The organism is Chitinimonas lacunae (assembly GCF_042650885.1).
Taxonomy (GTDB): Bacteria; Pseudomonadota; Gammaproteobacteria; order Burkholderiales; family Chitinimonadaceae; genus Chitinimonas_A; species Chitinimonas_A lacunae.
Map to the genome: position 1 here is coordinate 3,101,636 of NZ_JBHSBU010000001.1, position 10,967 is coordinate 3,112,602.

General features: G+C 61.9%; 12 protein-coding genes and 2 tRNA genes. 5 read left to right on the plus strand and 9 right to left on the minus strand.

Annotated features, from left to right (window positions below):
• The first annotated feature begins 104 nt into the window (after nucleotides 1–104).
• Nucleotides 105–1,226 carry an ABC transporter substrate-binding protein gene (locus tag ACFOW7_RS13335; RefSeq protein WP_378165030.1) on the plus strand — a complete coding sequence of 374 codons (1,122 nt, stop codon included), beginning with the start codon at nucleotides 105–107 and terminating at the stop codon, nucleotides 1,224–1,226.
• 88 nt (nucleotides 1,227–1,314) lie between these two features.
• On the plus strand, nucleotides 1,315–2,421 hold the full coding sequence (locus ACFOW7_RS13340) for a patatin-like phospholipase family protein (protein ID WP_378165032.1): 1,107 nt from the start codon (nucleotides 1,315–1,317) through the stop codon (nucleotides 2,419–2,421).
• A gap of 81 nt (nucleotides 2,422–2,502) precedes the next feature.
• On the opposite strand, the gene ACFOW7_RS13345 is transcribed toward ACFOW7_RS13340, so the two are convergent.
• The 3 genes from ACFOW7_RS13345 to ACFOW7_RS13355 form a co-directional block, all read right to left on the minus strand.
• On the minus strand, nucleotides 2,503–3,153 hold the full coding sequence (locus ACFOW7_RS13345) for a class I SAM-dependent methyltransferase (RefSeq protein ID WP_378165034.1): 651 nt from the start codon (nucleotides 3,151–3,153) through the stop codon (nucleotides 2,503–2,505).
• Nucleotides 3,154–3,554: 401 nt separating this feature from the next.
• A tRNA-Lys gene (locus ACFOW7_RS13350) sits at nucleotides 3,555–3,630 on the minus strand.
• Nucleotides 3,631–3,638: 8 nt separating this feature from the next.
• Nucleotides 3,639–3,714, minus strand: a tRNA-Lys gene (locus tag ACFOW7_RS13355).
• 175 nt (nucleotides 3,715–3,889) lie between these two features.
• Between ACFOW7_RS13355 and gloA the strand changes: the two genes are divergently transcribed.
• Nucleotides 3,890–4,285: a lactoylglutathione lyase gene (gloA, locus tag ACFOW7_RS13360; protein WP_378165036.1), complete on the plus strand. Its 396-nt coding sequence runs from the start codon at nucleotides 3,890–3,892 to the stop codon at nucleotides 4,283–4,285.
• Between the two features lie 164 nt (nucleotides 4,286–4,449).
• Here the strand turns inward: gloA and ACFOW7_RS13365 are convergent, their stop codons facing one another.
• The 6 genes from ACFOW7_RS13365 to rsmA form a co-directional block, all read right to left on the minus strand.
• The gene (locus ACFOW7_RS13365) at nucleotides 4,450–5,184 is read right to left on the minus strand and encodes an amino acid ABC transporter ATP-binding protein (protein ID WP_378165038.1); all 735 of its coding nucleotides are present in this window, start codon (nucleotides 5,182–5,184) and stop codon (nucleotides 4,450–4,452) included.
• A gap of 13 nt (nucleotides 5,185–5,197) precedes the next feature.
• Nucleotides 5,198–5,857, minus strand: a complete 660-nt coding sequence (locus ACFOW7_RS13370) for an amino acid ABC transporter permease (RefSeq protein WP_378165040.1) — start codon at nucleotides 5,855–5,857, stop codon at nucleotides 5,198–5,200.
• Nucleotides 5,857–6,627 (minus strand): amino acid ABC transporter permease, encoded by a 771-nt coding sequence (locus tag ACFOW7_RS13375; RefSeq protein ID WP_378165042.1) that lies wholly within the window; start codon nucleotides 6,625–6,627, stop codon nucleotides 5,857–5,859. The genes ACFOW7_RS13370 and ACFOW7_RS13375 overlap by 1 nt, the downstream gene beginning before the upstream one ends.
• 94 nt (nucleotides 6,628–6,721) lie before the next feature.
• Nucleotides 6,722–7,612, minus strand: a complete 891-nt coding sequence (locus ACFOW7_RS13380) for a transporter substrate-binding domain-containing protein (protein WP_378165044.1) — start codon at nucleotides 7,610–7,612, stop codon at nucleotides 6,722–6,724.
• A gap of 70 nt (nucleotides 7,613–7,682) precedes the next feature.
• On the minus strand, nucleotides 7,683–8,417 hold the full coding sequence (locus ACFOW7_RS13385) for an amino acid ABC transporter ATP-binding protein (protein ID WP_378168035.1): 735 nt from the start codon (nucleotides 8,415–8,417) through the stop codon (nucleotides 7,683–7,685).
• 81 nt (nucleotides 8,418–8,498) lie between these two features.
• A complete protein-coding gene (gene rsmA, locus ACFOW7_RS13390; protein ID WP_378165046.1) occupies nucleotides 8,499–9,296 on the minus strand; it encodes a 16S rRNA (adenine(1518)-N(6)/adenine(1519)-N(6))-dimethyltransferase RsmA in 798 nt (265 codons plus the stop codon).
• Between the two features lie 88 nt (nucleotides 9,297–9,384).
• On the opposite strand from rsmA, the gene dapF reads away from it, so the two are divergent.
• Together dapF and gcvH are read left to right on the plus strand one after the other, a co-directional pair.
• On the plus strand, nucleotides 9,385–10,218 hold the full coding sequence (gene dapF / locus ACFOW7_RS13395; protein WP_378165047.1) for a diaminopimelate epimerase: 834 nt from the start codon (nucleotides 9,385–9,387) through the stop codon (nucleotides 10,216–10,218).
• Between the two features lie 293 nt (nucleotides 10,219–10,511).
• Nucleotides 10,512–10,901, plus strand: coding sequence for a glycine cleavage system protein GcvH (gcvH, locus tag ACFOW7_RS13400; RefSeq protein ID WP_378165050.1), 390 nt, complete (start codon nucleotides 10,512–10,514; stop codon nucleotides 10,899–10,901).
• The last annotated feature ends 66 nt before the right edge of the window (nucleotides 10,902–10,967 follow it).

Here is a 10,967-nt window from a genome sequence, read left to right on the forward strand (position 1 = left end):
ATTGGCCATGCGGCCGAGCAATACAAGAAAACCAGCATAAACAGAACATTGAATCCCCCCCCGGCGCCACATCGCGGCGCCATGACCATTTTGAGGAGAAAGTCTTGCGGTCCCTGCCCTTCCGTCTCTCTGCGCTAGCGCTTGTCTGCGGCCAAGTCTGCGCCGCCGACCTGGTGGTCGGTAGCGTCAACCCCATGTCGGGCGTCATGGCCGATATGGGTAACGAACTGATGTGGGGGGCCCGTGCCGCCTTCGAAGCCGTCAACGCCCAAGGTGGCGTCAACGGCAACCGCCTGGTGCTGCTGGCCAAGGACGGCGGCTACCGTCCCGCCGAGGCCGCCGCCGTGGTGAAAAACCTGATCGAGCAGGATAAGCCCATCGCCCTGATCGCCATCGCCGGCACCTCGATCAACGAAGAAATCCTCAACCAGAAACTGCTCAACCACGCCCAGATTCCCCATGTCGGGCCGCTGTCGGGCGGAGCGGTGCTGCGCCGGCCGATCAACCCGTATCTGTACAACGTCCGCGCCAGCTATCGGGCCGAGGCAAGCCGGCTGGTCAAGCAGGCGCTGACCATGGGCGCCACCAAGATCGCTATGTTCTACCAGAACGACGATTTCGGTCTCGATGGCCTCAATTCGGTCGAAGCCGAGCTGAAAAAACACAATATGAAGGTGATCGCCACCGGCAGCTACGAGACCGGTGCCGACGACGTCCGCGCAGCAGTCAGCACCATTGCCAAGGCCGGACCCGACGCCGTCATCATGTTCTCGGCCGACAAGACCGCCGCCGCCTTTATGCGCGGCATGCGCCAGCACAACAGCACCGCCAACTTCTATGCCGCTTCGCTGGTCAACCATCGGATCCTGATCCAGCAAGCCGGCCTCAATAATGTGCAGAACCTGGTGATCTCCCAGGTGGTGCCCTCGCCCAACAATCTGAGCAAACCGATCGTCAAGGAATACCGCGACGCCTTGAAGCGCCATATTCCCGAAGCCAAACCGAGTTATTTTGGGCTGGAAAGCTATATCGCCGCCAAGGTGCTGATCGAAGGGCTGAAGCGGGCCGGTCCCTCGCCAACCCGCCAGTCGCTGCAAAAAGCCCTCGACGGCATCGGCCGCTACAACGCTGGCGGCTTTGAGCTGACCTTCGGCCCCAATGACCGCGAAGGGTCGGAATTCGTCGATATCGCCATCGTCGGCGCCGACGGCGAATTCCGCCAATAAGGCGGCTTGAGACCAGGACGGCGGCCGTTCCGGCCGCCGGGAGGATAGATCGGCCGTCGCCACGGCCATGCCATAGGAGGAGGAAGAAATGGAAGCACCGCGCGAGCATGTACCCGCCGGGAAAAAAGCGTTGCTGATCAGCGGTGGCGCCCCCAATGCAACCTTGATGGCCGGCGCCCTGGTGGCGTTCATCGACCAGGGCGTCGAATTCGATGTGGTATCGACCTCGGGCGCCGGCGCTCTGATCGGCCTGCTCTATCAGGCCCCCGTCGGCGGCGATCCACGCAAGGCCCTGTCGCAGACGGTCAATATGGGCATCTCCGACCTGATCTACCGGGCCCTGCCGATCAACTACAAGGTCTTTATGAAGCCCGGCACCGGGGCCGAGCTGTACCGCAAGCTGCTGGCGATGAATCCGTTCGCCCGCGAGTTGCAGGAGCAGCTGGGCGACAATCAGGCCGAGCGACTGCTGAACGACTGGCTGCAACTGTGGTGGCAGACTCTGTCGCCGAGCAATCTGGGGCCGCAGAGCCTCGGGCTGTGCGCCCATGTGCCGTTTGCCAGTACCGTGATCGATTTCGCGGCGATCAAGCAGGTCAAGCCGTACTTCTATATCAACGCCTTCAACGTCAGCAAAGGCCAGATGGAGATCTGGACCAAGGAGGAGCTGAGCCTCGACCATTTCCTGGCCGCCCTGTCCTTCCCGTTGATCTACCCGCCCTATCAGATCGGCGAGGACTACTACATCGAAGGCGCGGCCATCGATACGATCAACTTCCGCGCCCTGGTCAGCGACAACCCGGCCGAGCCCGGTCTGCATACCGATCTCGATACCCTGGTGGTGTTCGATATCCTGGGCAGCGACAAGCTGATCCAGAAGCCGCGCGATCTGTACGACGCCTGGGTGCGCTCGATCATCACGCCACTGGTCGAGATTTCGCGCGACGATATCAAGCTGTTCGAATACCAGTACAACCTCAACCCCGACGGCACGCCGAAACGGCGTCTGCTCAAGGTGCCGCTGATGGCTGATATTCCGGCCGACCATTGGCCCAAGGTGCTCGACTGGTCAAGCTCCAATCTCGAACTGCTCTATAAGGTCGGCTATAACGCCGGGCTTAAGTTCTGCCATGAACACGCCGACGCGCTCAATATTGAGTTCAACGGACGTATTCCGCCGATGCAGTTATCTTGATTTGATTATTTCTGTTGGTTTCCCGCTGTAGATCTTGCACCTGTTTTGCTGATTATTTTCTATCAGCTTAACCGGTGCAGCTCAGCGGCGACGCAGCAAGGTCATGCCGTCGCCGATCGGCAGCATCACCAGCTCGACGCGCGGATCATGCGCCAACTTCATATTGAGGGCGCGCAATACCCCGACATAGGTGGGTTCGTCGAGCGCCGGCCGGGCGACCAGTCCTTCGAGCAGCACATCGTCGAGTACGATCAGTCCACCGGGCCGCACCAGTCGCAAGGCGGTTTCGACATAGAAGGGGTAGCTTGGCTTGTCGGCGTCGATAAAGATCAGGTCGTAGCGGTCAGCCTCGTCTTCGGCCAGCATGGTGGCCAGGGTGCGCTGGGCCGGGCCCAGCCTGAGATCGATCTTATGGCTGATATTGGCCGCTTCCCAATGCTGCTGCGCCACGGCGGCGAAACTGGCCGACAGGTCGCAGCACACCAGCTTGCCGCCTTCCGGCAGGGCCAGCGCCATCGCCAGCGCGCTGTAGCCAAGGAAAGTCCCGACTTCGAGACAGCGACGGGCGCCGCTGAGGCGAATCAGAAACGCCAGCAGGGCCGCCTGCTCGGGTGAGGTGCGCAGATGGGCCAGTCGGTGACCGGCGGTAGCTTCGCGCAATGCCTTGAGTGCCGGCGGTTCGCGCGTGCCGTAGGCCAGCAGATAGGCGGCGATATCGGGTTCTAGCGGCATGTGCGTACTCTTGCGACGGAACAGCCGCCGCCGGAGCGACGGTAAAGGGAACGAACCAGGGCGACCACAAAGCTGCATGGGCGCCGCATTATACCTTGGGGCTGCCATACCGCGCCGAATCAGGCTCCAAACCATTGTCATGGCGCTGGCGGCCGCAGTTGGACCAGGTGGGCCGAGCGACGTTCTCCCCTGCTGGGACTTTGTTTGCGTCCCGATGGATTTTGCAGCGGGTTTGCTAAAGCGTAGTTCAATCAGCGCCGGACAAGGGGCCAATCGGCGACAACGACGGCGCTATAGGCGGGGAAAAGGCTGGAAGTGCTGGACGGGACGTCCGGACCGTGAGGAAAGACGGGCATAAAAGCAAACGGCCCGGCAATCTAGATTGCCGAGCCGTTGATGTCTGGTGGGGCGTCACAGATTCGAACTGTGGACCTACGGATTAAGAGTCCGCTGCTCTACCAGCTGAGCTAACGCCCCGTTTCTCCTGGTGGGTCGTGCGGGACTCGAACCTGCGACCAACGGATTAAAAGTCCGCTGCTCTACCGACTGAGCTAACGACCCGGAGAAGACGCGCATTATAAACAGGCGGGAGAAACTGTCAAGCCTGTTTGCATAAAAATCCTGCTGAACGGCCCAGTGCCACAGCCTGGGTAGGACCGGCAAAGCCCTTATAATAACTGGATTTCAGAACTGCCCAGCCGGGTGGCCCGGCTCTTTTCCCGAAAGGAACCCTGCGATGCGTCTCCTTCATACCATGCTTCGCGTCGGCGATCTCGACCGTTCGCTGCGCTTTTACACCGAAGTGCTCGGCATGCGGCTGCTGCGCAAGCAAGACTATCCCGAAGGTCGCTTTACCCTGGCCTTTGTCGGCTATGGCGACGAATCCGAGCACAGCGTGATCGAGCTGACCCATAACTGGGATACCGACCACTACGACCTCGGCACGGCCTTTGGCCATATCGCGCTCGAAGTCGACAACGCCCAGGCCGCCTGCGATGCCGTGCGTGCCCTGGGCGGCCGCGTCACCCGCGAAGCCGGTCCGATGAAGCACGGCACCACCGTGATCGCCTTTGTCGAAGACCCGGACGGCTACAAGATCGAATTCATCGAGAAGTCCAGCACTTCGGCGTGAGCCGTGGCCTGACCAGGTCAGGCCGAGGCCGGGATAGCCTGGCCATGCGTCGCCATGAAAAAACGGCCGGGTCACCCCGGCCGTTATTATTTATGCTTATTGCAAGATCTTTTGATTTTTCTTTTATAAAGAATCTGGCTCTTGCAAAGAATTTGCAGATTATTTTAGTGGTGCAGGATCTTCGACAGAAAGGCCTGGGCCCGGTCAGAGCGTTGGCTCAGGTCGCCAAAGAACTGCTCCTTGGGGCAGTCCTCGATGATGCGGCCCTGGTCCATAAAGATCACCCGGTGCGCCACCTTGCGGGCGAAGCCCATTTCGTGGGTCACGCACATCATGGTCATGCCTTCCTGGGCCAGTTCGACCATCACATCGAGCACTTCATTGACCATTTCCGGGTCAAGCGCCGAGGTGGGCTCGTCGAACAGCATCACGATCGGGTCCATCGCCAGCGCCCGGGCAATCGCCACCCGCTGCTGCTGGCCGCCCGACAACTGGCCGGGGAATTTGGCGGCATGGGCCTTGAGGCCGACGCGGTCGAGCAGCTTCATGCCCTTGTCGCGTGCTTCCTCGCGGCTGCGGCCCAGCACCTTTTCCTGGGCGATCGACAGATTGTCGGTAATGGTCAGATGCGGGAACAGCTCGAAATGTTGGAACACCATCCCCACGCGCGAGCGCAGCTTGGGCAGATTGGTGCCCGGGGCGGAGATCGAGGTGCCGTCGACCACGATATCGCCCTTCTGGAACGGTTCGAGCGCGTTGACGCACTTGATCAGGGTACTTTTGCCCGAACCGGACGGGCCGCATACCACCACCACATCACCCTTCTTCACTTCGGTGGAGCAGTCGGTCAGCACCTGGAAGCTGCCGTACCACTTGGAAACCTGCTTGATCGAAATCATCGGGGAACCCCTCTTAACGTATCACCGCGATCCGCGCATGCAGTCGCTTGACCAGGAAGGACAGCGAGAAGCTGACCACGAAGTAGACCACTGCCACCGCCATGTACATCTCGAACAGCGTGCCGTCGCGGTGGGCGACCTTGTCGGCCGCGCCGAGCAGGTCGGTGGCGCCGACCACATAGACCAGCGAGGTATCCTGGAACAGGATGATGGTCTGGGTCAGCAACAGCGGCAGCACATTGCGGAACGCCTGCGGCAGCACGACATAGCGCATGGTCTGGCGATAGGTGAAACCCATGGCATAACCGGCATTGACCTGGCCACGCGGAATCGACTGAATACCGGCCCGGATGATTTCGCAGAAATACGCGGCCTCGAAGATCGAGAAGGTCAGGTAGGCCGATTTCTCGGCGCCCACATCGACCCCGGTCAGCAAGGGCACCAGGATATAGAACCAGAAGATCACCAGCACCAGCGGCAGCGAACGGAACAGATTGACGTAAGCCGACGCCAGCATCGACAGCCACTTGATGCTCGACAGCCGCGCCATCGCCAGCAGGGTGCCGAAGAAGATCCCCACCACGGTGGCAAAGGCGGTCAGCGATACCGAATATTTGAAGCCCTGCCACAGGAAGTCCTGGGCACGGCCAATGGCGGCAAGATCGAATTCCATCATTTACCTCCGGCGATATAACCGGGCACCTGCACCCGCCGTTCAACCCAGGCCATCAGCCGGTTGACGCTGAACGCCACGGTCAGATAGAGCAGACTGGTGACCGTCATCACCTCGATCGGATTGGCCGGGGCGTACTCACCGGTGATCTGCCGCATCTGGAAGGTCAGTTCGGTCAGACCGATCGCCAGCGCGACCGCCGAGTTCTTGAACACGTTCATGAATTCTGAAGTCAGTGGCGGCACGATGATCCGGTAGGCCATCGGCAGCAGCACATAGCGGTAGGTCTGCGGCAGCGTGAAGCCCAGCGCCAGACCGGCGTTGCGCTGACCGCGCGGCAGCGCCAAGATGCCGGTGCGCACCTGCTCGGCCACCCGGGCCGAGGTATAGAAACCGAGCCCCAGCACCGCAAACACGAATTCCGGCAGATGGTCGGTGAACTCGACCACGAAACGCATATCCTGCTTGACCCAGGTCTTGAGCGGCTCGGGCAGCAGATCGGGCACAATCCAGTACCAGATGAACAGCTGCACGATCAGCGGGATATTACGGAACAGCTCGACATAGGCCGTCCCAAGGCCCGCCAGCCATTTCGACGGCGCGGTGCGGGCAATGCCGACCAGCGACCCGACCGTCATGGCAATCATCCAGGCCAGCAGCGCCGTCACCACGGTCCAGCCAAGCCCGGTCGCCAGCCACTGGTAGTAATGCTCACCAGTGCCAGCCACCTCCTCGAGGATCACGCCCCAGTTCCAGTTGTATTGGCTCACTGTCAATCTCCTTGGCCACCCACGGGCGGCCGACCGCCCCGAAACAACGGGGGGCCTGGCGGCCCCCCGTACAGAGCTGTCGATCTATTGAAACTCAGACACCCGTGTCATTGGGGTTCTTGATCGCTTCCTTGAGCTTGTCGCTCATCGGCAGATTGAGGTTGATGTTCTTCGGCGGGATCGGGCTCATGAACCACTTCTGGTACAGCTTCTCGACCTCACCGGACTTCATCAGGCCCTTGAGGGTATCGTCCACCAGCTGTTTGAACTCGGGATCATCCTTGCGCAGCATGATGCCGTAGGGCTCGACCGACAGGGCCGGGCCGACGATGGCGAATTCCTTGGGGTTCTTGGCGTTGGCGATCGCACCGGCCAGCAGCACGTCATCCATCACAAAGGCGGCGGCACGGCCGGTCTCGACCATCAGGAACGACTCGGCGTGGTCCTTGCCGTACAGGTTCTTGACGTCGATCGCCTTGCCCTGCTCGTTTTGCTTGATATAGCGGTCGGAAGTGGTGCCGGTGGTGGTCACCACGGGCTTGCCGTTGAGGTCGTCGAGCTTGCTGATGCCCGAATTGGCCTTGACGGCCATCCGCACCGAGGTGACGAAGGTGGTGACACCGAAGGCGACCTGCTTTTGCCGTTCCTTGCTATTGGTGGTGGAGCCACACTCGAGGTCGATGGTGCCGTTGACCATCAGGGGAATGCGCGTCTGCGAGGTCACCGGCACCCGCTTGACCACCAGGCTCGGCATCTTGAGCTTGGCCTTGACGGCCTCGACCACGCGCCAGCACAGGTCCATCGAATAGCCGATGGGCTGCTGCTTCTCGTCGAGGTAGGAGAACGGGGTGGACGATTCACGATGGCCGAGAACCAGGACTTTGCTGTCCTGGATCTTCTTGAGCGTACCGGTCAGCTCGGCGGCCTGGGACGGCAGGGCGAACGCGCCGGCGACGGCAGCGGCAAGAACGAGGGCTTTGCGCATTCCTGTTGACTCCTTGTTGTGATTGAAGCTGGTAGTTTCGCGGTTTATCGACTATAGGCCAGCCATCCGCTCAGTGCATGGGCGACAGCACCTGCTGCAAGAACTGGCGGGCGCGCTCGGACTTGGGCGCGCTGAAGAATTCGGCCGGCGGCGCCTGTTCGACCACCCGGCCCTGTTCGAGGAAGACCACGCGGTCGGCCACCTCGCGGGCAAAGCCCATTTCATGCGTGACGCACATCATCGTCATGCCCGACTCGGCCAGATCCTTCATGACCTTGAGCACCTCGCCGATCATTTCGGGGTCGAGCGCCGAGGTCGGCTCATCAAACAACATGATCTTGGGCTGCATCGCCAGACCGCGCGCAATCGCCACCCGCTGCTGCTGGCCGCCCGACAGTTGCGACGGATAGGCGTCCTTCTTGTGCGCCAGGCCGACCTTCTGCAACAGGGCCACCCCTTGCTCACGCGCCAGCTGCGGGTCGGTCTTGCGCACCTTGATCGGGGCCAGGGTCACGTTCTCCAGCACGCTCAGATGCGGATAGAGATTGAAATGTTGGAACACGAAACCGACATCGGCCCGCACCTTGTTGATATCGACCTTGGGACTGACGATGTTCTCGCCATTGACCCAGATCTCGCCCGAATTGATCTGTTCGAGCTGATTGGCGGTACGGATCAGGGTGCTTTTGCCCGAACCCGACGGCCCGCACACCACCACGACCTCGCCCTGCGCCACCTCCAGATTGATGTCCTGGAGCACATGCAGGTCTTTGAACCATTTGTTGACATTGACGAAGCGGATGATGGACATGGCGGTTTCCGGTTTAAGGACAAGTGTAACGGCGAGAAACAGGGTCGCAATCGGGGAAACCCATAACGCCCGTGTTCAGGCAGACGCGCGTGGCCCGAGATGGTTGGCCAGTCGCACATAGTCGGCCACGCTGACATTCTCGGGGCGCAGTCCCGGCTCCAGGCCGACGGCGGCGAAGTCGGCATCGCTCACCAGGCCCTTGAGGTTATTGCGCAGTGTCTTGCGCCGTTGGGCAAACGCCGCGGCCACCAGCTTGGCCAGGCCCTCTGGGTCGGCCGCTGTGACGTGGAACGGGCGCGGGATCATCCGCACGATGGCCGAATCGACCTTGGGCGGCGGATAGAAGGCTGTCGGCGGCACATCGAGCAGCTTTTCCATCTCGAACAGGTATTGCAGCATCACGCCCAGCCGGCCGTAGTCGGCGCTGCCGGGCTCGGCCACCATCCGCAGCACCACTTCGTTTTGCAGCATGAAGTGGGCATCCTCGATCCGGTCGGAGAACTCGGCCAGATGAAACAGCAGCGGGGTGGAAATATTGTAGGGAAGGTTGCCGACCAGCCGGATCTTGCTGCCCGGCGCCATCTGGGCGGCCAGGGCGCCGAAGTCGAACTGGAGCGCATCGGCGTTATGCAGCACCAGTTGTTCGGGACTAAAGCGGCGCGTCAGTTGCGCCACGATATCGCGGTCGATCTCGACGGCGTGCAGGCGGCCCAGGCGGGCGATCAGCGGCGCGGTCAGGGCAGCAAGGCCCGGGCCGATCTCGACCACGGCCTCGCCGGGACGGGCGCCGATGGCGCTGAGGATATCGTTGATCACGCCCTGGTCCTGGAGAAAGTTCTGGCCAAAGCGCTTGCGGGGTTGGTGGCTTTTCATCGCTGTACTCGAAATCAGAAAACTGCCGGCGCAGCGCTGCGCCGACGCCGCGCTATACTGCCGCATTCCTTTGGCGGATGTGCGGTTTATGCGATTGCCTTTTACCAAGATGCAGGGTCTCGGCAACGATTTCGTGGTGCTCGACGGCGTGCGTCAGACGCTCGCGCTGGACCGGGCACAGCTACGCCGGCTGGGCGACCGGCACTTCGGTATCGGCTGCGACCAGATCCTGCTGGTCGAGCCGCCAACGCGGCCCGATGCCGATTTCCGCTACCGTATTTTCAACGCCGACGGCAGTGAGGTCGAGCAATGCGGCAACGGCGCCCGCTGCTTTGCCCGCTTTGTGCGCGAGCAGGGCCTGAGCGATCAGGCCGAGATCCGGGTCGAGACCGCACGTGGTCTGATCGTGCCGCGGATCGAGGCCGACGGCCAGGTCACGGTCGATATGGGCCTGCCCGATTTCACGCCGGCCGCCCTGCCGTTCATCGCCGACACCGACCTGCCGCTCCATCCGATCGAAGCGGCCGGCGAACGCTTCGAGATCGGGGTGGTCTCGATGGGTAATCCCCATGCCGTGCTGCTGGTCGATTCGCTGACCAGCGCCCCGGTAGAGCGGCTCGGACCGGCCTTGCAGGCCCATCCGCGCTTTCCTCGTCAAGTCAATGTAGGCTTTATGCAGATTCATCACCGTGGCCGGATCGGGCTGCGGGTCTATGAACGCGGCGCCGGCGAAACCCTGGCCTGCGGCACGGGCGCCTGTGCAGCGGTGGTCAGCGGCATCCGGCGCGGGCTGCTCGACTGGCAGGTCACGGTCGAGACGCGCGGCGGCGAACTCAGCGTACGCTGGGCAGGTCCGGGCCAGCCCGTGGCGATGACCGGCCCCGCCGTCACCGTATTCCACGGCGTGATCGAGCTAGACTGAACGGCACTCCTAAAAAAAGAAAATATTCAGAAAAATAAGTACAAGATCTGGGGTAGATATAACAAGAAAATAGCCTTTTCAGGTCATATACTCTATTGATCTCCGCGCAGCGCGCTGCCAGGCGGCCTAAACTGGACGGATTCCCTGCAAGGCAGGGAGCTTTGGCCGCAATCTGGTAAAATCCGCGCCGTCGCGGCGGCCGCTTGTAGCGGACCGTGCGCGGACTACACGCAAAAATCGGGGCCGGCGCCACGGCGTCACCCACTCCCAGCCAAGGACAAGTCGAGGACGACATGAGTACCCACATCCCCAGCGATCTCAAGTATGTGACCAGCCATGAGTGGCTGCGCCTGGAAGCCGACGGCAGCGTGACCGTGGGCATCACCGACCACGCCCAGAGCCTGCTTGGCGACGTGGTATTCGTCGAACTGCCGACCGTGGGCGCCAAGCTGGCCCGTGATGGCGCAGCCGGTGTGGTGGAGTCGGTCAAGTCGGCTTCCGACGTCTACGCCCCGATCGCCGGTGAAGTCGTGGCCGTGAACCAGACGCTGACCGACGCCCCCGAGACCGTCAACAGCGCCCCGTACGGCGATGGCTGGTTCTTCCGGATCAAGCCGGCCAATCCGGCCGATCTCGATGATCTGATGGACGCAGCCGCCTACGCGGCGGAAATCGGCGCCTGAGCGCCGTCGCCCTGCCCGACGCGCAACGCATGCTTGTCACCGGCCGCCACGAGCGGCCGGTTTGCC